The organism is Herbaspirillum sp. NPDC101397, assembly GCF_044767325.1.
Classification (GTDB): Bacteria; Pseudomonadota; Gammaproteobacteria; order Burkholderiales; family Burkholderiaceae_D; genus Herbaspirillum.
Map to the genome: position 1 here is coordinate 68959 of NZ_JBIWNS010000004.1, position 21081 is coordinate 90039.

Annotated in this window: 19 protein-coding genes; 13 read left to right on the forward strand and 6 right to left on the reverse strand. The window is 60.6% G+C overall.

Annotated features, from left to right (window positions below; translation table 11 throughout):
• Nucleotides 1–117: 117 nt before the first annotated feature.
• Nucleotides 118–732 carry a TetR/AcrR family transcriptional regulator gene (locus tag ACIROW_RS10800; protein ID WP_402275109.1) on the forward strand — a complete coding sequence of 205 codons (615 nt, stop codon included), beginning with the start codon at nt 118–120 and terminating at the stop codon, nt 730–732.
• A 68-nt stretch (nt 733–800) separates the two neighbouring features.
• On the opposite strand, the gene ssb is transcribed toward ACIROW_RS10800, so the two are convergent.
• Together ssb and ACIROW_RS10810 are read right to left on the reverse strand one after the other, a co-directional pair.
• Nucleotides 801–1313, reverse strand: coding sequence for a single-stranded DNA-binding protein (ssb, locus tag ACIROW_RS10805; protein WP_402275111.1), 513 nt, complete (start codon nt 1311–1313; stop codon nt 801–803).
• A gap of 43 nt (nt 1314–1356) precedes the next feature.
• Complete coding sequence (locus ACIROW_RS10810; protein WP_402275938.1) at nt 1357–2553, reverse strand: MFS transporter; 1197 nt, start codon at nt 2551–2553, stop codon at nt 1357–1359.
• A gap of 492 nt (nt 2554–3045) precedes the next feature.
• Here ACIROW_RS10810 and ACIROW_RS10815 point away from each other — a divergent pair, with 492 nt between their 5' ends.
• From ACIROW_RS10815 to ACIROW_RS10825, 3 genes are all read left to right on the forward strand, one after another.
• Nucleotides 3046–4638, forward strand: coding sequence for an ArnT family glycosyltransferase (locus tag ACIROW_RS10815; protein WP_402275113.1), 1593 nt, complete (start codon nt 3046–3048; stop codon nt 4636–4638).
• Between the two features lie 123 nt (nt 4639–4761).
• Complete coding sequence (gene uvrA, locus ACIROW_RS10820; RefSeq protein ID WP_402275115.1) at nt 4762–7617, forward strand: excinuclease ABC subunit UvrA; 2856 nt, start codon at nt 4762–4764, stop codon at nt 7615–7617.
• A 22-nt stretch (nt 7618–7639) separates the two neighbouring features.
• The gene (locus ACIROW_RS10825) at nt 7640–8404 is read left to right on the forward strand and encodes a phytanoyl-CoA dioxygenase family protein (protein ID WP_402275118.1); all 765 of its coding nucleotides are present in this window, start codon (nt 7640–7642) and stop codon (nt 8402–8404) included.
• 89 nt (nt 8405–8493) lie between these two features.
• Here ACIROW_RS10825 and ACIROW_RS10830 read toward each other — a convergent pair whose 3' ends face one another.
• The 3 genes from ACIROW_RS10830 to ACIROW_RS10840 form a co-directional block, all read right to left on the reverse strand.
• Nucleotides 8494–10230 carry a methyl-accepting chemotaxis protein gene (locus tag ACIROW_RS10830; RefSeq protein ID WP_402275120.1) on the reverse strand — a complete coding sequence of 579 codons (1737 nt, stop codon included), beginning with the start codon at nt 10228–10230 and terminating at the stop codon, nt 8494–8496.
• Nucleotides 10231–10329: 99 nt separating this feature from the next.
• The gene (locus ACIROW_RS10835) at nt 10330–11256 is read right to left on the reverse strand and encodes an AEC family transporter (RefSeq protein ID WP_402275122.1); all 927 of its coding nucleotides are present in this window, start codon (nt 11254–11256) and stop codon (nt 10330–10332) included.
• Between the two features lie 2 nt (nt 11257–11258).
• Entirely contained in the window at nt 11259–13247 is a 1989-nt protein-coding gene (locus tag ACIROW_RS10840; protein ID WP_402275124.1) for a cation:proton antiporter, read from the reverse strand.
• Between the two features lie 256 nt (nt 13248–13503).
• Between ACIROW_RS10840 and ACIROW_RS10845 the strand changes: the two genes are divergently transcribed.
• From ACIROW_RS10845 to ACIROW_RS10885, 9 genes are all read left to right on the forward strand, one after another.
• On the forward strand, nt 13504–14532 hold the full coding sequence (locus tag ACIROW_RS10845; protein WP_402275126.1) for an SIS domain-containing protein: 1029 nt from the start codon (nt 13504–13506) through the stop codon (nt 14530–14532).
• On the forward strand, nt 14532–15083 hold the full coding sequence (locus ACIROW_RS10850) for a KdsC family phosphatase (RefSeq protein ID WP_402275129.1): 552 nt from the start codon (nt 14532–14534) through the stop codon (nt 15081–15083). The genes ACIROW_RS10845 and ACIROW_RS10850 overlap by 1 nt, the downstream gene beginning before the upstream one ends.
• A complete protein-coding gene (gene lptC, locus ACIROW_RS10855) occupies nt 15080–15691 on the forward strand; it encodes an LPS export ABC transporter periplasmic protein LptC (protein ID WP_402275131.1) in 612 nt (203 codons plus the stop codon). The genes ACIROW_RS10850 and lptC overlap by 4 nt, the downstream gene beginning before the upstream one ends.
• 64 nt (nt 15692–15755) lie before the next feature.
• Nucleotides 15756–16313, forward strand: a complete 558-nt coding sequence (lptA, locus tag ACIROW_RS10860; RefSeq protein ID WP_402275133.1) for a lipopolysaccharide transport periplasmic protein LptA — start codon at nt 15756–15758, stop codon at nt 16311–16313.
• Between the two features lies 1 nt (nt 16314).
• A complete protein-coding gene (gene lptB, locus ACIROW_RS10865; protein ID WP_402275135.1) occupies nt 16315–17058 on the forward strand; it encodes an LPS export ABC transporter ATP-binding protein in 744 nt (247 codons plus the stop codon).
• Nucleotides 17059–17091: 33 nt separating this feature from the next.
• A complete protein-coding gene (locus ACIROW_RS10870; RefSeq protein WP_402275137.1) occupies nt 17092–18573 on the forward strand; it encodes an RNA polymerase factor sigma-54 in 1482 nt (493 codons plus the stop codon).
• Nucleotides 18574–18696: 123 nt separating this feature from the next.
• Nucleotides 18697–19050 (forward strand): ribosome hibernation-promoting factor, HPF/YfiA family, encoded by a 354-nt coding sequence (hpf, locus tag ACIROW_RS10875; RefSeq protein ID WP_402275139.1) that lies wholly within the window; start codon nt 18697–18699, stop codon nt 19048–19050.
• Nucleotides 19051–19351: 301 nt separating this feature from the next.
• Nucleotides 19352–19663: a Grx4 family monothiol glutaredoxin gene (gene grxD / locus ACIROW_RS10880; protein WP_053195041.1), complete on the forward strand. Its 312-nt coding sequence runs from the start codon at nt 19352–19354 to the stop codon at nt 19661–19663.
• Nucleotides 19664–19673: 10 nt separating this feature from the next.
• Nucleotides 19674–20273, forward strand: coding sequence for a UbiX family flavin prenyltransferase (locus tag ACIROW_RS10885; protein WP_402275940.1), 600 nt, complete (start codon nt 19674–19676; stop codon nt 20271–20273).
• A 48-nt stretch (nt 20274–20321) separates the two neighbouring features.
• Here the strand turns inward: ACIROW_RS10885 and ACIROW_RS10890 are convergent, their stop codons facing one another.
• Nucleotides 20322–21080, reverse strand: a complete 759-nt coding sequence (locus tag ACIROW_RS10890) for an SDR family oxidoreductase (protein WP_402275141.1) — start codon at nt 21078–21080, stop codon at nt 20322–20324.
• Nucleotide 21081: the final 1 nt, after the last annotated feature.

Genomic DNA, 21081 nt, shown 5'->3' on the forward strand with positions numbered 1-21081 from the left:
CTTTCGTGTCGTGTTGCGTTGTGCGGAAATGTTCTCGTGCTGTCGGTTTTTCCGCTTCGGTGCTAAGATTACTACCAATATAAAATAAAATCTACCAATTAGTAATTAAAGCTACCAATGAGTATTTTTGGAAAATTGAACTTCAAGGATCAAGCCTTCAAGCTGCGCGAGAACGCCATTCTGGATGCGGCCACGTCCGTATTGGGCACCAAGGGTTACGACCTGATGACCATGGACGACGTCGCCGGCGCGGTGGGTATCTCCAAACCGAGCCTGTACAAGCATTTCAAATCGAAGGAAGACCTGGTCGGCGAAGCGCTGATCCGCCTGATCGACGGTGCGGTGGATTATCTGGCGCAGCTCGATGGCGCGTTGAGTCCGAAAAACAAGCTGGCGGCGCTGCTGGAGTGGGCCCTACGGGTGCGGCTGGATGGCGGCCTGCCGTTCCTGCCGTCGACCAGCGCACATGTACGCGACATGCTCATGCGCAACCTCAAGTACGTGACGCGTGTACTCAAACTCAACGGCCAGATTGAAAAGCTGGTGCTGGCGGCGCAAAAGAATGGTGAGCTCGACGCCGCGCTGCCGAGCGACGTCATCCTGTTCAGTTATTACGCGCGCACCTGCGATCCGGCTGTGGAATACCTGCAGCGCTTCAGCAAGATGAGCAACGACGATATCGTGCGGCACATGCTGCAGGTGGCGTTCGACGGCTTCCATCCGGCGCGCTGACATCCTTGCGGCCATAAAAAAACCGGCGCTCTCGCGAGGGCCGGTTTTTTATTGTGCCGAGGAATCGATCAGAACGGGATGTCGTCATCCATATCCGAGAAATTCGGCGCCGGACGGGCTGCCGCCGGCGCGCGCGCTGCGCCACCTCCGCCGCCCGCTCCGCCACCCGAACTCTGACGCGCCGGCGCACCGCCGCCACCATAACTACCGCTGCCGCCGTCATCCGACGCGCCACCGCCCATGCCCTGGCGGCCGCCCAGCATTTGCATGGTGTCGGCGATGATTTCCGTCGTGTACTTTTCGACGCCGTCCTTGTCGGTCCATTTGCGTGTTTGCAGGCGACCTTCGACGTAGACTTGCGAACCTTTTTTCAGGTACTGGCCGGCGATTTCAGCCAGCTTGCGATAGAAGGTGATGCGGTGCCATTCGGTGAGTTCTTTCTTTTCACCGCTGTTCTTGTCCTTCCAGCTTTCGGTCGTGGCGACGGCGACGTTGGTGACGGCTTCGCCATTGGGCATGTAACGCGTTTCCGGGTCACGTCCGAGATTGCCGACGATGATGACTTTATTGACCGATGCCATTGTTTCTCCTGGATTTCACTAAATTTGATAACTGATTTGATACCTAAGCCGTTGCACTTGCAGGCTGGACGCCGCGACGCGGCAGATTTTTCATGTTAGACGCGATTATAAGCCAGGTCAGTGTTGCCACAGCACACATTACGAAGACTGAAGGTGCGCCTGCATGTTGCGTCACCCATCCTCCGAGGAATGCGCCGCTGAACTGGCCGAACGCCTGCAGCGTATTGTAGACGCCCAATGCAGACCCTTTGGCGGCGGCCGGGGCGATACGCGATACCAGTGACGGCTGACAGGCTTCCAGAATATTGAACGCGATAAAAAATGCGAACAAGAGAAATACCAACACACCCCAATGCACCGCAAATTGCGAAAGCGTTACCCACATGCCGATCTGCACGAGCAGCAACAGTAAGATGGCAGCGACGAAAATCTGCTTCATCATGCCGCGCTTCTCGCCGATGAACACCGGCGGCAGCATGAAGACGAACGAGGCCAACACTACCGGCAGGTAAATTTTCCAATGTTCGGCCACCGGCAAACCGGCATATTGCACCAGCGCCGCAGGAACGACGACGAACATCGCCATTTGAGCCATATGCAGCGCGAACACGCCGAAATTCAGGCGCATCAGTTCACCGTCGCGCAGCACCTCGCCGAAAGGCACCCGCCTTGCCCTGACCATAGGTACATCTGGCACGACGAACAGCACAACGCCAATGGCTGTCAGCGCCAACACGCCGATCAGCAAAAAAATCCCACTCATGCCAATCAGCTTGTACAAGAGCGGCGATACCACCAGCGACACGGCAAATGTGAGGCCAATAGATGCTCCGACCATGGCCATGGCCTTCGTGCGATGCTCTTCGCGTGTGGAGTCGGCGATCAATGCGGTGACTGCCGCCGAAACCGCTCCCGCCCCCTGGATGGCGCGACCGATGATGATCCAGGTAAGGTCGTCGGCTGCTGCGGCGACAAAGGCGCCCAGCGCGAACACGATTAATCCGATCACAATCACGCGCTTTCGTCCGAACTTGTCGGATGCCATGCCGAAGGGTATCTGGCCGAACGATTGCACCAGGCCGTAGATACCCATAGCCAGTCCGACCATGGCCGCGCTTTCCCCGCCCGACATGCCTCTGGCATGAACCGCAAACACCGGCAGGATCAGGAACAAGCCGAGCATGCGCAAGGCGAAAATCGATGCTAGCGAGGCGCTGGCACGGATTTCGGCGCCGGACATGCCGGCTTTCGTTGCGGATTCGGAAGAGTTGGCGTTCATGGTGGAAATGGTGGACACGGTGTGGCTGAGTGTTCGGCAAGACCGGGGAAATCAACAGACCGCGTTGACGGCTACCCAAACCCGCAAACCCGATATGTTAGCAGCAAACAAATCCGGCGCTGCTTTTTCCGAATCGCTTGAGGGGAACGCCGTTGAATTCCCAATGCGCGACATTTCTTTACTCAATTTTCGTGTTTCGTTTTGTAACGCAATGTTTCTGGCCAGACGATTGTGCAACAATAGACGGTTGCTCATTCTGTCCCGTTGCTCGTATTCAATTTTATGCTCTCGCCTGTCCGTTCGCCCTACCTGACGCCTTTCCAGCAGCACCTTTCAAAGAGGGTGGCGTGGTTGATTCTGGCGGCCGTGACATGTGCCTACTTGCTTCCGGGCATCTTTGGCCACGGTCCCTGGAAACAGGACGAAGCCTACAGTTTCGGCATGATTCATCACATGTTGACCAGCGGCGACTATCTTGTCCCCACCAACGCCGGCGTGCCCTTCATGGAAAAGCCGCCGCTGTATTACTGGACCGCCACGCTGTTCGCCACGGCGCTGCATCCCTGGCTCAGCTATGCCGACGGCGCACGGGTGACCTCGGTATTTTTCATGCTGATCACGCTGCTGTTCGTAGCGCGCATCGCGCGCGCTGCATGGAATGAAGACGACTTCCTGAATGCGCGCGTGCTCGGCACGCTGGCACTGTTCGCCGGCACCGTCGGCATGATCAAGCATGCGCATGACATGTTCACCGACGTCGCGCTGGTCTGTGGCGGCACGATTGCCATGTACGGCCTGCTGCAGATTGCGCTCAACGAACAACGCCGGACGCCGCGTCTATCGGCGGCGCTCTGGTTCGGCCTCGGCGTCGGCATTGCCGAAATGTCCAAGGGCTTGTTCGTTCCCGTCATTTACGCCGCGACCGCCCTCCTGGTCGGCTTGCTGGTGCGCGAGTGCCGCTCGCGCTCCTACCTGCGCATGGTCGGTTTTGCCGTGCTGGTGTCGCTGCCGTTCTTCATCATATGGCCGGCGTTGCTGGCGCAGCATTCGATGCCGCTGTTCATCGAATGGTTTTGGGACAACAACGTTGGCCGCTTCCTCGGCTTTTCCGTCAAGAAACTGGGCTCCGACAACGATCACACCGTGATCTTCCGCGCATTGACCGGCTTTGCGCTGCCGGGCGCGCCGTTGGCGGTGCTGGCGATCGCCGGCGGAGAATGGCGCCGGATCCGCCAGCCGCGTGTGGCGATTCCACTGGCGTTCACGTCGGTTTGCGTCGCCCTCTTGCTGATGTCGGCCACTGCGCGCCAGTTATACCTGCTGCCGTTGATCCTGCCGCTGTGCCTGCTCGGATCAGCCGCAATCGACCGCCTGCACGACTGGGTGCACCTGAGCTGGGATTGGTTTGCGCGCTTGTTTTTTGGCGGCATGACCGCACTTGTATGGACGATCTACGTGATTTCCATCGGTCCGGTTGAACATCATCATTATTTGTCTTACCTCGCGAAATGGCTTCCGCTCGGCTTCATCACGCCGCTGCAGCCGCTGGCGCTGGGTGCGGCGATCCTGATGACGCTGGGCTGGCTGTGCTGCCTGCCTCGTCTGAAACGATGCGGCAAGTGGCGCGGCGCGCTGAGCTGGTTTGCCGGACTGACGCTGATGTGGGGCGCTGCGTACACCTTGCTGCTGCCGTGGGGCGACTTTGCCAAGAGCTTCGAGTATGTCTACGCCCGCCTGTCGGACCAGCTGAAACCGGAATGGCGCGCGGGCGACTGCATGGCCAGTATCGGCCTGGGTGAATCGGAAGCGCCGATGTTGTTCTATTACACCGGCATCCTCCATCAGCCCATCGACAAGTCCCGCACCACCAGCTGCCGGTGGGCCATTGTCCAGACCCCCTTCGGCACCGGCCTGCCAAAGGGCGTCTGGACACCTTTCTGGGAAGGCGCGCGCGACGGCGACGAGGAGCAGACGTTCAACGTCTACCGTCGCATCGCCCCAGCCGAGCCTGCAGCCCCGTCCACAGCCGCAACAATCACGAAGTGACGCCAGGATTTTTCCCAGCCCGCCGGCCCAGCCGCAAGTGGTGAGTCCTGATATAGTAATAGGTTGATCCTCCATTCAATGTTCATATGAACAAGGGATGGAAAACTTACGCTGAAGGCATCCATGGAAGAAATTCGCATTCGCGGCGCACGCACGCACAATCTGAAGAACATCAGCCTCGACTTACCCCGCAACAAACTGATCGTGATCACCGGACTGTCCGGCTCGGGCAAGTCGTCGCTGGCATTCGATACGCTGTATGCAGAAGGCCAGCGCCGCTATGTCGAGTCGCTGTCGTCCTACGCGCGCCAGTTCCTGCAACTGATGGAAAAGCCCGACGTCGATCTGATCGAAGGCCTGTCGCCGGCGATCTCCATCGAGCAGAAGGCGACCTCGCACAATCCGCGCTCGACCGTCGGCACCGTCACCGAAATTCACGACTATTTGCGCCTGCTGTACGCGCGCGTCGGCACGCCCTACTGCCCCGACCATCCGGAAAATCCGTTGGCCGCGCAATCGGTGTCGCAAATGGTTGACGCCGTGCTGGCCATGCCGGAAGACACCAAGCTGATGATCCTGGCGCCGGTCGTGGCCAACCGCAAGGGCGAACACGTTGACCTGTTCGAGCAGATGCAGGCGCACGGCTTCGTGCGTTTCCGCATCCAGAGCGGCACCGGCACGGCAAAAGTCTACGAGATCGACGACCTGCCCAAGCTGAAGAAAACCGAAAAACACACCATCGACGTCGTCATCGACCGCGTCAAGGTCAAGGAAGACATCAAGCAACGCCTGGCGGAAAGTTTCGAAACCGCGCTGCGCATCGCCGATGGTCGTGCCATTGCGCTGGAGATGGATACCGCCAGGGAACATCTCTACTCCAACAAATTCGCCTGCCCGACCTGCGGCTACTCGCTGCAAGAGCTCGAGCCGCGCCTGTTCTCGTTCAACAATCCGATGGGTGCCTGCCCGGAATGCGACGGCCTGGGCCATATCGAGTTCTTCGATCCGAAGCGCATCGTCGCCTTCCCGAATCTGTCGCTGGCCAGCGGCGCGATCAAGGGCTGGGATCGCCGCAACCAGTTCTACTTCCAGATGCTGTCGAACCTGGCGGCGTTCTATGAGTTCGACATCGACATCCCGTTTGAGCAGTTACCTGAAAAATCCCAGCAAGTGATTCTGTACGGCTCCGGCCGCCAGACCATTCCGTTCACCTATGTGAACGAGCGCGGCCGCACCGTGGTGCGCGAGCATACCTTCGAAGGCGTGGTCACCAACCTGCAGCGCCGCTACCGCGAAACCGATTCGATGGCGGTCAAGGAAGAACTGGCCAAGTTCATCAACGAAAAGGAATGCCCGTCTTGCGGTGGCGCACGCCTGCGCGTGGAAGCGCGTTTCGTCAAGATCGGTACCGGCCGCCAGCAGCGCGCCATCTATGAAGTCGCGGCGACACCATTGCGCGAGACCCTGGCGTTCTTCGAGAACCTGAAGCTGACCGGTGCCAAGAAAGAAATCGCCGACCGCATCATCAAGGAAATCATCTCGCGCCTGAAATTCCTCAACAACGTCGGCCTTGATTATCTGTCGCTCGAACGCAGCGCCGACACGCTGTCCGGCGGCGAAGCCCAGCGCATCCGCCTGGCCTCGCAGATCGGCTCCGGACTGACCGGCGTGATGTACGTGCTGGATGAACCGTCGATCGGCCTGCATCAGCGCGACAACGACCGCCTGATCGGCACGCTCAAACATCTGCGCGACATCGGCAACAGCGTACTGGTGGTCGAGCATGACGAAGACGCCATCCGCACCGCCGACTACGTGGTCGACATGGGCCTGGGCGCCGGCGTTCACGGCGGCGATATCATCGCCCAAGGCACGCTGGAAGACATCCTCAAGAGCAAGAAATCGCTGACCGCGAAATACCTCAACGGCTCGCTGGAAATCAGCGTGCCGAAGAAGCGCGTGCAGCCCGATCCGGAACGCCAGCTGACCATTACCGGCGCCACCGGCAACAACCTCAAGAACGTCAGCTTCGACCTGCCGGTCGGCCTGCTCACTTGCGTGACCGGCGTGTCCGGTTCGGGCAAGTCGACGCTGGTCAACGACACGCTCTACCTGGCCGCATCGCGCCATCTGTACGGTTCACAGACCGAACCGGCCGAGCATGAATCGATCAGCGGCCTGGAACATTTCGACAAGGTGATCTCGGTCGACCAGGCGCCGATCGGCCGTACGCCGCGTTCCAATCCGGCGACTTATACCGGCCTGTTCACGCCGATCCGCGATCTGTTCGCCACCGTGCCTGCTGCCAAGGAACGCGGCTACAGCGCCGGACGTTTCTCGTTCAACGTCAAGGGCGGTCGCTGCGAAGCCTGCCAGGGCGACGGCGTGATCAAGGTCGAGATGCACTTCCTGCCGGACGTCTACGTGCCGTGCGACGTCTGCCACGGCAAGCGCTACAACCGCGAAACCCTGGAAGTGCAATACAAGGGCAAGAACATCACCGAAATCCTCGAGATGACGGTAGAAGACGCGCACACCTTCTTCCTGCCGGTGCCGCTGATCGCACGCAAGCTGCAAACCCTGCTCGACGTCGGCCTCGGCTACATCAAGCTGGGCCAGAGCGCGACCACGCTGTCGGGCGGTGAAGCGCAACGCGTCAAGCTATCGCTGGAGTTGTCCAAACGCGATACCGGGCGTACGCTGTACATCCTGGACGAGCCGACCACCGGCCTGCATTTCCACGATATCGACCTGTTGTTGAAGGTGATCCATCGCCTGCGCGATCAGGGCAATACCTTGGCCATCATCGAACACAATCTCGACGTCATCAAGACCGCTGACTGGGTCATCGACCTCGGTCCCGAAGGCGGCGCCGGCGGCGGCAAGATCATCGCCGTCGGTTCGCCCGAAGACATCGCCAAGAATCCGGAAAGCATTACCGGCCATTACCTGGCGCCGTTGTTGAAAAAGAAAAAGTAGCAGGAAGGACGCAAGGCCAGCCATGCACGCTCCACTCTCTTCAGCCCAGATCGAGGCCTTCCGCAGCCAGGGTTACCTGCTGCTCAAGGGCTTCGTTCCGGCCGCCGCCTGCGACGACATGCTGGCGGTAACGCGCGCGCATGTGCAGCAGGCCGTGGCGCCGCTCGAATACGAAGCCGAAGTCGGCTACGCCGGCGCCCCCGCTTCGCTCGACGCACCGGGTGGACGCACTGCGCGACGCTTGCGCGCGGCCTGGCAGCGCGACGATCATTTCCGCGCGTGGGCATCCAATCCCACGCTGGTCGCGGCATTGCACCAGTTGTTCGAGGAGCCGGTCAGCGTCACGCTGGCGCATCACAATTGCGTGATGACCAAGCATCCGACCTTCGGCACGGCGACCGGCTGGCATCGCGATATCCGTTACTGGTCGTTCCCGCGCAATGAGCTGATTTCGGTCTGGCTGGCGCTGGGTCCGGAACATGCCGACAACGGCGGCCTCAAATTCATCCCGGGTTCGCACCTGCTGCAACTGCAACCGGACCAAATGGATGAACTCGATTTCCTGCGTCCGGAAGTAGCGGCCAACCAGGCGCTGTTTGCGCAGGGGATTTCCGTGCCGCTAGCAAAGGGCGACGTTGTGCTGTTCCACAGCGGCCTGTTCCACGCCGCAGGTCGCAACAGTTCGGACCAGGTCAAGGCTTCGGTGGTGTTCGCGTATCACGGCCGCAGCAATGCGCCGGTGGCGGGGACGCGATCGGCGGCGGCGGAAGATATCGCGCTGGATTAACGAACGACTGATGACGCACAAGAAGAAGGGTGTTGCCGGCAACGGCAACACCCTTTTTTACGTCTCGAAGCAAGTCCTGAAGAAACGCCTCAGAACTGTTCCCAGTCATCGTCGTTCGGCTTGACCGCTGCACTCGCGGGCAAGGCCGGCGCAGCAGCGGGCTTTGCCGCCTTGGCCGGTGTGGCCGCGGGCTTCTTTGCCGCCGCGACCGCTGCCGGACGCGGCGTGATGTCGACGGTGCGCACCGGCGCCATCATCTTCGGCGCGGCCGCCAGCTGGCGGTTGCCGTCAAGCTTGAACACGCTGACCGACTGCGTCAGGCGTTGCGCCTGGTCCTGCAAGGATTGCGCAGCAGCAGCGGCCTGCTCGACCAGCGCGGCGTTCTGCTGCGTGGTCTCGTCCATCTGGGTGATGGCGCGATTGACTTCTTCGATGCCGGAACTCTGCTCCTGGCTGGCCGCCGTGATCTCGCCCATTACGTCGGTCACGCGCTTGACGCTGGCGACCACTTCGTCCATGGTGACGCCGGCCTGCTCGACCAGTTTGCTGCCCTCGCCGACCTTCTGCACCGAGTCGTCGATCAGGGTCTTGATTTCTTTTGCGGCGGCAGCCGAACGCTGCGCCAGGCTGCGCACTTCCGACGCCACCACGGCAAAGCCGCGGCCCTGCTCGCCGGCACGCGCCGCTTCCACCGCCGCATTCAGCGCCAGGATATTGGTCTGGAACGCGATGCCGTCAATCACGCTGATGATGTCGACGATCTTTTTCGACGAATCGTTGATGTTGTTCATCGTCACCACGACCTGGCTGACGACGTTGCCGCCCTCTTGTGCGATCTGCGATGCGGAGGCCGCCAGTTGATTGGCCTGGCGCGCGTTGTCGGCATTCTGCTTGACGGTCGAAGTCAGTTCTTCCATGGCCGAGGCGGTTTCTTCCAGCGAACCGGCCTGGCTTTCGGTACGCGCCGACAGGTCGAGGTTGCCGGTGGCGATTTCGCTGGACGCGGTGGAAATGGTGTCGGTGCTCACGCGCACTTCGCCGACGATCTGCTGCAGACGGGCGTTCATGGTTTTCAGGGCTTCCATGAGCTGGCCGGCTTCGTCGCGCGAATGCACCACGATGTCCTGCGTCAGGTCGCCGTCGGCCACGCCGCGCGCCACCCGGACGGCTTCATTGAGCGGACCGGAAATCGCCCGCACCAGCCAGATGCCCATGATCAGCGCAACCGACAAACCGATGACGATGGCGGCGATGGTCATGGTCAGGAAGGTGTCGTAGCGCGCCTGCGATTCGTTGTAGAGCTGCTTGCTGACGTCCTGCTGCAAGCGGGTCAGCTTGGCCATGGTGACGTTGATCTGCTTGAATATTTCCAGCAAAGGACCGTTGTACAGGTCGGTCGCGCCTTGGAAATCCCGGTTATGCAGCGCTTCCATGGCCGGCTTGACACCGTCGGCGATGAACTTCTTCTTTTGCGCGGTGAATTGTTCGGTCAGCTGTTTTTCTTCCGGCGTCAGGTATGTCGCAAGATAAGCCTGCCAGACCTTCTCGCCGTCTTGCAGGGTCTTCTCGAGCGCATCCATGTTCTTGTCGATTTCGCCCGAATCGCCGACGATGGCCGTCGAAATGGCGTAACGGCCGGACTCAACGGCGGTGGTCACCTGCGCCAGTTGCCCGAGTGCAATTACACGGTCTTCGTAGAGCGATTTAAGCGCGGAATTGGTTTGTTGCAGGCTGGTCAGGCCGACGGCCCCAAACAGCGCGAGCAGAACGGACAGAAAACTGACGACGAAAATGAGGCGCGCCTTGATGGAAAAATTCTTGAACATGACAACTTCCTTACAGTCGATTAAGCACCCAGAGTTCCATATTTTGTAAGCATTTCCCGTACCAACATCCGCCAAACAACGCCCCGGGCACGGTGCATTTCAACGGATTGAAGCTTGCAATCCCAACCACAAACCCAGAGGCACGAAAACCAGTGCGGCGAGATTTCCCATGAGCACGATCGACGCCACTTTGTCAGGTTCCTGACGGTATTGCTCGGCCACCATGAAACACAGCACCGCCGGCGGCAAGGCGCCGAACAGATACATCTGGCCGCGCTGGCCCGCCGTCAACGGCAACACCTGATCGAGCGCAAAGGCGACGATCAATCCGACCAGCGGACACGTCACCGCGCCGACCAGGCCGATGTGCCAGCTCTTGAAGCTGATGTCCATCATGCGCACGCCAAGCGCAAACAGCATGATCGGAATGCTGGCTTCGCCGAGCAGCTTCATCGCCGAAAACAGCGGCTGCGGCAGCGGCACGTGCAAGACCGCGAACAATACGCCCAGCACCATGGCGACCATGATCGGGCTCTTGAACAGCTTGAGGAAGGAGCCGGGACGCATGCTGGTCGTGCGGCCATGCTGCAGCATCTTGATGCCCAGCGAAAAATAGATGAAAGTGGCCGCCGTGAACAAGGCCACCGCGGCCGACAGACTCTCCGGACCAAAGGCCAGCAGCATCAGCGGCACGCCCATGTTGCCGCCGTTGTTGTACATCATCGGCGGCAGGAAGGTGCGCTTGTCGTAGCCCAGCATTGTTGCCACCGGCCAGGCCAGCAAGCCGGAGCCGAGCGAAATGATCACGCTGGCAAGAATCAGCCAGCCGTTGTGCGCGAGATCGAAGTCCTTCGCCGACAAGGCGCTGAACACCATCAGCGGGGCCAGCACCTCCATGGACACGCGATTGACCGAGGCCATGTCGGAACGCACCACTTCGCCGCGCCAGCGCGCATAGCCGTAACCGATGGCGATGATGGCGAAGACGGGAAGGATGATCCCGGTGATGCGCTCAAGGATTTCCATGTTTACTTTTTGAGGAGGCGTTTTTCCGCACGCAGGATGTTTTCGCCGGTGCCGCGCAACACCACGATGTCGCCGGTCTGCAAGACCGTGTCGGGCTTGAATTCGACGCGCAGCTTGCCGCGCCTGAGCATGGTGACCTCGGTGTCGAATTGCTCCAGCGCGACCTGGTACAGCGTCTTGCCGATCGCCGCAGCGCCTTCGTTGAGGGCCACCGATTGCAGCCGCACGTTGAGGTTGTCGTTGTCTTCGGGCACGTCCGAGGCGCCATGGAAATAGCCGCGCAGGGAGGTGTAACGCTCGTCGCGCGCGCTTTGCACGCGATGCACCACGCGCCGCAGCGGCACACCCAGCATCACCAGCGCATGCGAGGCCAGCATCAGGCTGCCTTCCAGCGCTTCCGGCACGACTTCGGTGGCGCCAGCCTCCAGCAGCTTGTCGAGATCGGCGTCGTCGTGGCTGCGCACGATGACCGGCAGAGTCGGGGCCAGTTCATTGGCATGATGCAAAACCTTCAACGCCGACGGCGTGCTGGCGTAGGTCACCACCAGCGCCGCGGCGCGATGGATACCGGCAGCCACCAGGCTTTCGCGGCGCGCGGCGTCGCCGTAGGAAACGTTGGCGCCGGCTTCGCGGGTGTCGTGCACCAGGTCCGGGTCCATCTCCAGCGCATGGTAGGGAATGCCTTCTTCTTCCAGCAGCTTGGCCAGGCTCTGGCCGCTGCGGCCGAAGCCGGCAATGATCACGTGCTTCTGGCTCGACATGGTGCGCGTGGCCAGTTGCGTCAGCGCCAGCGATTGCAGCATCCACTCGTTGGCCGACAGCTTCATCACGATGGCGTCGGATTTGGCCAGCAGGAACGGCGCCGCCAGCATCGACAGCACCATGGAGGCCAGGATCACCTGGATCAGCAAGGGGTCCATCAGTTGCAAACCGCCCGCCTGGTTCAGCAGCACGAAGCCGAACTCGCCGGCCTGTGCCAGCGCCAGGCCGGTGCGCAGCGCCACGCCCGTGGTCGAGCCGAACAGTTTGGCGAGACCGGCGATCAGCACGAACTTGAGCAGCACCGGGCCGACCAGCAGCAGCAGCACCAGCCACCAATGCTCGAGCACCAGGTGCACGTTGAGCAGCATGCCGATGGTGATGAAGAACAGTCCGAGCAGCACGTCGCGGAAGGACTTGATGTCTTCCTCCACCTGATGCTTGTATTCGGTTTCGGAAATCAGCATGCCGGCAATGAACGCACCCAGCGCCAGCGACAGGCCGGCCTTTTCGGTGATCCAGGCCGCGCCCAGCGTGATCATCAGCAGGTTCAGCATGAACAATTCCTGCGAGCGCCGCTTGACGACGATCTGGAACCAGCTGCGCATGAGCTTCTGGCCGAAGAACAGCAGCAAGGCCAGCACCACCAGCGCCTTGATCGAGGCCCAGGCCAGCGTGACGACCAGGTTGCCGGAATTCTTCGCCAGCGCCGGCACGATGATCAGCAGAGGCACCAGCGCCAGATCCTGGAACAGCAGGATGCCGAGGATGCGGCGGCCGTGTTCGGTTTCCAGTTCAAGCCGCTCGGTCAGCAGTTTGGAGACGATCGCGGTGGACGACATCGCCAGCGCGCCACCCAGCGCAAATGCGGCCGGCCAGCTGATTTCGTGGAGTTGCGGCAGGATGAAGGCGGTGCTCCAGCCGAACACCATGGCCACCGCAATGGTTGCCAGCACCTGCGCCACGCCGAGGCCGAAGACGATGTGTCGCATGGCCGATAACTTGGGCAGCGAGAATTCCAGGCCAATCGAGAACATCAGGAACACCACGCCGAACTCCGCCAGCGCGTGCGTGGTTTCATTGTCGTCGGCGAAGCCGAGTCCATGCGGGCCGATGACGATGCCGACGACGAGGTAGCCCAGCATCGGTGGCAGATGCATCATTCGAAAAGCGACGACCCCAAGCACCGCAGCGCCGAGTAGAAAAAGAGTGAGCTCTAGTCCTGAAAACATGTAGTGGAAAACGAAGCAATTTTTATAAGTGGAGGCCGCAAGGCCTGTTAAGCCAGAATCATGCCCGCCCTGCCGCCATGGATTCCGATCGGTATCGCATTGCAGCAAGCCTGCTGCGACCAGCCTTGTCCCCCAGGCTGTTCGTGCTGTTGCACCGCAGATTGCGGGGCAGGATCCGGCGGCGCGACATCCCTGACGCTACACGAGGTTACATCTGGCAAGTTTTTTGCTTTCGTAATTCGTTTATACTTCGGATATGAGTGTAACCGAAGCCAAAATCTTGCCAAAATCTTTTTCCACAGAACGCGCCCGCCGCGCGCTTGAGCTCGCCCGTCAAACCCTGCAAATCGAAGCCGACGCCATCCTGGCGCTGAAATCCCGCATGTCGGACGCCGAGGCCGAACCGCTGGCCCGCGCCGTCGGGGTTTTGCTGGAATGCAAGGGCCGCGTGGTGGTCTCCGGCATCGGCAAATCCGGCCATATCGGCCGCAAGATCGCCGCCACCTTCGCCTCGACCGGTACGCCGGCGCTGTTCATGCACCCGGCCGAAGCCGCGCACGGCGATCTTGGCATGGTGACTCCTAACGATGTCTTCATTGCCATCTCGAATTCCGGCGAGACCGCCGAGCTCATGGCGATCGTGCCGATCATCAAGCGCATGGGCGCCTACCTGATCGCCATGACCGGCAACGACGAATCGAGCCTGGCGCTCCTGTCGGCGATCCACCTGAACGTCGGCGTGGCCAAGGAAGCCTGTACCCTCAACCTCGCCCCGACCGCCAGTACCACCGCCACGCTGGCCATGGGCGACGCCCTCGCGGTGTCGCTGCTGGACGCGCGCGGCTTCCTGGAAGAAGACTTTGCCCGCTCGCACCCGGGCGGCGCGCTGGGCCGCCGCCTGCTGACCCATGTGCGCGACGTCATGCGCACCGGCGACGCTATTCCCGCAGTCAAGCCGGACGTGACGCTGTCGGCGGCGCTGATGGAAATCACCCGCAAGGGCATGGCGATGACCGCCGTCGTCGACGATGACAACCATCCCATCGGCGTATTTACCGACGGCGACCTGCGCCGCCTGCTGGAGCGCGGTGAAGATTTCACCAAATCGTCGATCGCCGACGTCATGCATCGCGGTCCGCGCACCATCAATCCCGATCAGCTGGCGGTCGACGCCGTCCAGCTGATGGAAGAATTCCGCATCAACCAGGTGCTGGTGGCCGACGCCCAGGGCAAGCTGGTGGGTGCGCTGCACATCCACGACCTGACCCGCGCCAAGGTGATCTGATGACAGATCGATTCAGCAAGGCCAGTGCGGCGGCCGTCGCCAATGCCCGGCAAGTCCGGCTGATGATTTTCGACGTCGACGGCGTGCTGACCGACGGCGGCTTGTATTACGGCCCCGAAGGCGAACCGGTCAAACGCTTCAACGCACTCGACGGCCACGGCATCAAGATGCTGCAGCAGTTCGGCGGCATCGCCACGGCCATCATCACCGCGCGCCAGTCGCCGATCGTCCTGCGCCGCGCCAAGGACCTGGGCATTGCCCACGTGTTCCAGGGCGTGCACGACAAGCGCATCGCCTTCGCGCAGTTGCTGGAACAAACCGGCATCGCGGCCTCCGCCTGCGGCTACCTCGGCGATGACGTGATCGATTTGCCGGTGCTGACCAAGGTCGGTTTCACCGCCTGTGTGGCCAACGGCCATCATGACGTCAAGCAGCGCGCCGACTACATCACCGATTGCACCGGCGGCAACGGCGCGGCGCGCGAGGTCTGCGACTTCATCCTGACCGCGCAAGGCTATTACGAGGCGGCGCTGGCCGCTTACCTGGCATGAGCAATCGCAGCGGCGAACGCGCAGCGCAGCGCATCCGGTTGATTGTCGTGCTTGTGGTGCTGACGGCGCTGGCGCTCGGCAGCTTCTGGGTGCTGCAGGTCATGCGGCGCAACGCCGACGACACGCTTGCCGCACGTCCGCGCAGCAAGCCCGATTATTACGTCGAAGATTTCAGCTACGTGAAGATGTCCGAAACCGGCCAGCCGCGCTACGACATCACCGGCAAGAAGATGGTGCACTTCCCGACCGACGATTCGTTCGAAGTGACCTTGCCCGTCATCACCAGCCTGACCAAGGAAAAGCCGCCGATGACCCTGCGCTCGCAGCGTGCCAGGATTGAAGACGACAACAGCAAGATCCACATGTATGACAACGTCAATGCCGACCGCTCCGCGTTCGGTACTGCCGAAGACATGCATCTGAAAACCGAATACCTGCTGCTGCTGCCAGACGAAGACATCGCGCGCACCGACAAGCCGGTTGAAATCACGATGGGGCAATCCATCATGACCGGCACCGGCATGATCGCCAACAACGCGACACAGGAATTCCAATTGCTCCACAATGTGCGCGGCACGTACCAGCCGCGCTCACGTCCGCCGCGTTAGCCGTCAGTCTTCAGCTCCCATCGCCAATTGGCATAATCAAAACGAGATACTTGCGCAGGATCCTATGAAAACGACATCCCTACTGCCGCTGCTCACCGTGCTCCTGATGAGCGTTGCCGGCCTCGCCCGCGCCGAACGCGCCGACACTGAAAAGCCGACCCGCATCGAAGCCGAGCAAATGGTGTACGACGACGTCAAGCAGGTGAAGACCTTCACCGGCAACGTCGTGCTCACGCGCGGCACGCTGCTGATCAAGGCCGGCAAGGTGGTGCTGACCACCGATCCGTCCGGCTATGAACTGGCTATCCTCTATGCGGCGCCCGGCCAGTTGGCCAGCTTCCGCCAGAAACGCGACGGCGGCCCCAACCTGTGGATCGAAGGCCAGGCCGAACGCATCGAATACAGCGAGAAGACTGAAATCTCGAAACTGTTTACGCGCGCCCACATGCAGCGCATGGACGGCCCGCGCGTGACCGATGAAGTCAACGGCGAGTTCATCTCCTACGACAGCCGTGCCGAGTTCTATTCGGTCAACAACACCAACACCGGCGAAAGCAAACCCGGCGGCGGTCGCATCACCGCGATCATCCAGCCGCGCGTCGATTCTTCGAAGGGCCAATAAGATGGCGATCAGTTCTCTCGTAGTACGCGGATTGCAAAAGAGCTATGGCGCGCGGCAGGTCGTTCGCGACGTCTCGCTCGAAGTCGCCAGCGGCGAAGTGGTCGGCCTGCTCGGCCCCAACGGCGCCGGCAAGACCACCTCGTTTTACATGATCGTCGGCCTGGTGCCGTCCGACGGCGGCGAGATCGATCTCGACGGTTCGGCGATTTCTCGGCTGCCTATCCACGAGCGCGCGCAGCTCGGCCTGTCTTATCTGCCGCAGGAAGCCTCGGTGTTCCGCAAGCTCAACGTGGAAGACAACATCCGCGCCGTACTGGAACTGCGCAAGGAAAACGGCAAGTCGCTCAGCCGTGATGAAATCGAAGGCCGCCTCAACAGCCTGTTGCACGAATTGCAGATCGAGAAGCTGCGCGAAAGCCCGGCACTGTCGTTGTCCGGCGGCGAACGCCGGCGTGTCGAAATCGCCCGTGCGCTGGCGACCGATCCGCGCTTCGTGCTGCTCGACGAACCATTCGCCGGTATCGATCCGATCGCCGTGATCGAGATCCAGCGCATCGTGCGCTTCCTCAAGGAACGCGGCATCGGCGTGCTCATCACAGACCACAACGTGCGCGAGACCCTGGGCATTTGCGATCGCGCCTACATCATCAACCAGGGCACCGTGCTGGCCAGCGGCAGCCCTGACGACATCATCGCCGATGAGTCCGTCCGCCGCGTGTATCTGGGCGAACACTTCCGCATGTAATCCGCAGGCAATACGCTGCCAACTGAAAACTGAATGAAACAATCCCTCCAGCTTCGCACCTCTCAGCATCTGGCATTGACGCCGCAGTTGCAGCAGTCGATCCGTTTGCTGCAGCTGTCGACGCTGGAACTGCACCAGGAACTGGAACAGATCCTGTCGGACAATCCGCTGCTGGAACGCCTCGACGATGCGCTCGACAATTCCGTGCGGCTGCTTGCCGACGGCGCCCTCAGCAGCCCGTCTTCGGCGCAGGCGGAGCCGGTCGAAAACAGCGCCGCCAGCGCTGCACCCGCGGAAGGCGAAGCCGGCGATCCGCAGGACAGCGCAAGCGGCGACGAGCATGCGAGCGGCGATGCCGACTGGAGCTTCGACGACGTCGCCCGCACCGGCAAGACACCCGACGACGAAGACTCGCGTCCGCAACTCGAAGCCCACGACGTCACGCTGCGCGAACACCTGCAGGAGCAGACCCGCCTGACCGTGCGCAGCTTGCGCGACCGTGCGCTGATCGAACTGATCGTCGATGCGATTGACGACCATGGCTATCTCGAAGAATCGCTGGAAGAAATCCACGCGCGCCTGCCCGAAGAACTGGAAATCGAACTTGACGAACTGACCATTGCACTGAAGCTGCTGCAGAGCTTCGAGCCGGCCGGCGTCGGCGCGCGTAGCGCCTCCGAATGCCTGGCGCTGCAGGTCCGGCGCTTGCCGAAAGTTGCCTTTGTCACACGCCGGCTGGCGCTGACCATCGTTGAAGATTACCTGGCGCTGTTCGCCCAGCGTGATTTCAATAAAATCAAGAAAGCGCTCGGTTGCGACGATGAAGACCTGCGCGAGGCGCAAGCCGTGATTCGCCAGTGCCATCCACATCCCGGCGCCATGTTTGCATCGGGCCGATCCGACTACGTGGTGCCCGACGTGATTGTCAAAGCGTCCAAGGACGGCTGGCAGGTTTTGCTCAACCACGACGTGATGCCACGGCTGCGCGTCAACGCCATGTACGCCAACGCACTCAAGCAAGCCAAGGGCGACGGCTCGCTCGGTTCGCAGCTGCAGGAAGCCAAGTGGCTGATCAAAAATATGCGTCAGCGCTTCGACACAATTTTGCGTGTCGCCCAGGCAATTGTTGAGAGGCAACGCAACTTTTTTTCACATGGCGCCGTTGCCATGAGACCCCTTGTGTTGCGCGAAATAGCTGATACACTGGGTCTACACGAGAGCACTATTTCTCGTGTAACGACTCAGAAGTACATGCTGACCCCGCATGGCATGTTTGAGTTGAAATACTTCTTCGGCAGCCACGTCGCAACAGAAACCGGAGGTGAAGCTTCCTCCACTGCGATACGGGCTCTCATCAAACAACTGATAGGAGCAGAAGACCCTAAGAACCCACTCTCTGATAGCAAGATTGCAGATATGTTGGCGGAACAGGGCATGGTGGTGGCGCGACGTACCGTCGCGAAATACCGCGAAGTGCTCAAAATTCCGCCGGTGAATCTCCGCAAATCTCTGTAAGTTTTTCTGTAGCAAAGCATCGTTGCTGTGTTCTGTTGAGTTCGGGTGTTTTGTTCTGGTGCTGCCTGCAAGCAACCGGACAATGCGTAAGAACCTCCAGCAATCTCACGATAGGAGTGCTGTATGAATCTGACCATTAGTGGCCATCATCTCGATTTGACCCCCGCCATCCGCGAGTACGTGCAAAACAAGCTGACGCGCATCAAGCGCCACTTTGACCATGTGATCGACATCAGTGTCATTCTCAGCGTAGACAAGCTGACCGAAAAAGAAAAACGCCAGAAGGCAGAAATAAACGTTCATATCAAGGGGAAAGACCTGCATGCCGAGAGCATTGCACACGACCTGTACGCCGCCATTGACATGCTGATCGACAAACTGGATCGCCAGGTGATCAAGCACAAGGACCGCGTGCAAAACCATCACTCGATGGCAAAACGCCTGCCGGAAGAACCGTTGCCCGCAGCTGCCTCGTGATAGCCAACTAGCCGGCGGACTGGACCGGCACCAAAAAAAGGGCGCGCAAGCGCCCTTTCTTGTTTCTGCAACGACAACTTCATCGCGTATTTTCAATATCTTTCAAAATCTTTTACACTTTTTCCCCACCTGCCTCGCAAGGCATCTCTTGCAATCCTGCAAATCATTTACATGTTGGTCACAGCAGCCCACCCGCGCCGTGTTGCCTGAAAGACATTCCCCTGTGCAACGGCACTCTCCCAACGCGCACGCCCGCTTTTTCATATAATGGCGGCATTGCGAACTTTTTGAAGGTGTAGTCATGAGCGAAGTCCAATCCTGGATCAAGGAAACCGTTACCCAAAACCCTGTCGTGCTGTTCATGAAGGGCACCGCGCAATTCCCGCAGTGTGGCTTCTCGGGCAAGGCGATCCAACTGCTCAAGGCCAGCGGCGCGGAAAACATCGTCACCGTCAACGTGCTGGAAAGCGCCGACGTGCGCCAGGGCATCAAGGAATACTCGAACTGGCCGACCATCCCTCAGTTGTACGTCAAGGGCGAATTCATCGGCGGCTCCGACATCCTGAGCGAAATGTACGAATCGGGCGAACTGCAAACCCTGTTCAAGGGCTGATCCCCTGTCCATCGCGACAAATTCCGCACCGCCGCGCCGCCGCCTGATCGTCGCCATCACCGGCGCGACCGGCGTGGCGTACGGCGTGCGCCTGCTGGGCGTGCTGCGCGACGCCGGTGTGGAAACCCATCTGCTGGTATCCGAAGCCGGCGTGCTGAACCTGCATCAGGAACTCGACATGAGCCGCAAGGACGTCGAGGCGCTGGCCGACGTGGTCCATCCGGTGCGCGATGTCGGCGCTTCGATCGCCAGCGGTTCATTCACGTCCTCGGGCATGATCGTTGCGCCCTGTTCGATGAAGACGCTCGCCGCCATCGCCAACGGCCTGTCCGACAATCTCATCTCGCGCGCCGCCGACGTGGTCCTGAAAGAACGCCGCCGCCTGGTGCTGATGGTGCGCGAAACGCCGTTCAATCTCGCCCACCTGCGCAACATGACCAGCGTCACCGAAATGGGCGGCATCATCTTCCCGCCCCTGCCCGGTTTCTATCATCGCCCACAATCCATCGAGGAAATGATCGACCACACGCTGGGCCGCGTGCTTGACCTCTACGACATTGCGCATGCGCTGACACCGCGCTGGGCCGGTCTAAAAAACCAGCAGACATAAAAAAAACGCTGCCTTGAGAGCAGCGTTTTTTCTTTGCGGAAGAGCGTATCAACCTCGACCGATGAACGGCATCTTGGTCGCCATCACCGTCATGAATTGCACGTTGGCATCCAGCGGCAGGCTGTCCATGTAAAGGATGGCCTTCGCCACATGGCCGGCGTCCATGGTCGGTTCAACCTGGGTCGATCCATCGGCCTGCAAGGTGCCCTTCTTCATCAGCTCGGTCATGTCGGTCGAGGCGTTGCCGATGTCGATCTGGCCGCAGGCGATGTCGTAGCGGCGACCGTCCAGCGAGGTCGACTTGGTCAGACCGGTAATCGCATGCTTGGTCGCGGTGTACGACACCGAGAACGGCCGCGGCGCGTGCGCCGAAATCGAACCGTTGTTGATGATGCGGCCGCCGCGCGGCGATTGTTCCTTCATAAGACGGAACGCTTCCTGGGTGCACAGGAAGACGCCGGTCAGGTTGATGTCGACCGCCGACTTCCATTGCTCGTAGCTCAGTTCTTCCAGCGACATCGGCGGCGCGAAAATACCCGCGTTGTTGAACAACAGATCGAGGCGACCGAATTTCTCTTTGGTCTTGGCGAACAGGTTCTTCACCGAAACCGGATCGCTGACGTCGGCCGGCACCACCAGCGCATTGGCGCCGAATTCGCCGGCCGCCTTGACGGTTTCTTCCAGCGGTTCCTGGCGACGGCCGGCCAGCACGACGGCATAGCCGTCGCGCAGCAAAGCCAGCGAAATCTGTTTGCCGATGCCGGAACCGGCGCCGGTGACCAATGCGATTTTCTTCGGTGCTGCCATC

Coding starts and splice junctions, on each gene's coding strand:
- lptC (WP_402275131.1), top strand. CDS start 15,080: ATGAGCAATCGCAGCGGCGAACGCGCAGCGCAGCGCATCCGGTTGATT.
- ACIROW_RS10810 (WP_402275938.1), bottom strand. CDS start 2,553: ATGTCCGGCGCCGAAATCCGTGCCAGCGCCTCGCTAGCATCGATTTTC.
- ACIROW_RS10845 (WP_402275126.1), top strand. CDS start 13,504: ATGAGTGTAACCGAAGCCAAAATCTTGCCAAAATCTTTTTCCACAGAA.
- ssb (WP_402275111.1), bottom strand. CDS start 1,313: ATGGCATCGGTCAATAAAGTCATCATCGTCGGCAATCTCGGACGTGAC.
- lptA (WP_402275133.1), top strand. CDS start 15,756: ATGAAAACGACATCCCTACTGCCGCTGCTCACCGTGCTCCTGATGAGC.
- ACIROW_RS10870 (WP_402275137.1), top strand. CDS start 17,092: ATGAAACAATCCCTCCAGCTTCGCACCTCTCAGCATCTGGCATTGACG.
- ACIROW_RS10890 (WP_402275141.1), bottom strand. CDS start 21,080: ATGGCAGCACCGAAGAAAATCGCATTGGTCACCGGCGCCGGTTCCGGC.
- ACIROW_RS10825 (WP_402275118.1), top strand. CDS start 7,640: ATGCACGCTCCACTCTCTTCAGCCCAGATCGAGGCCTTCCGCAGCCAG.
- uvrA (WP_402275115.1), top strand. CDS start 4,762: ATGGAAGAAATTCGCATTCGCGGCGCACGCACGCACAATCTGAAGAAC.
- ACIROW_RS10850 (WP_402275129.1), top strand. CDS start 14,532: ATGACAGATCGATTCAGCAAGGCCAGTGCGGCGGCCGTCGCCAATGCC.
- ACIROW_RS10835 (WP_402275122.1), bottom strand. CDS start 11,256: ATGGAAATCCTTGAGCGCATCACCGGGATCATCCTTCCCGTCTTCGCC.
- ACIROW_RS10800 (WP_402275109.1), top strand. CDS start 118: ATGAGTATTTTTGGAAAATTGAACTTCAAGGATCAAGCCTTCAAGCTG.
- grxD (WP_053195041.1), top strand. CDS start 19,352: ATGAGCGAAGTCCAATCCTGGATCAAGGAAACCGTTACCCAAAACCCT.
- ACIROW_RS10840 (WP_402275124.1), bottom strand. CDS start 13,247: ATGTTTTCAGGACTAGAGCTCACTCTTTTTCTACTCGGCGCTGCGGTG.
- ACIROW_RS10830 (WP_402275120.1), bottom strand. CDS start 10,230: ATGTTCAAGAATTTTTCCATCAAGGCGCGCCTCATTTTCGTCGTCAGT.
- lptB (WP_402275135.1), top strand. CDS start 16,315: ATGGCGATCAGTTCTCTCGTAGTACGCGGATTGCAAAAGAGCTATGGC.
- hpf (WP_402275139.1), top strand. CDS start 18,697: ATGAATCTGACCATTAGTGGCCATCATCTCGATTTGACCCCCGCCATC.
- ACIROW_RS10815 (WP_402275113.1), top strand. CDS start 3,046: ATGTTGACCAGCGGCGACTATCTTGTCCCCACCAACGCCGGCGTGCCC.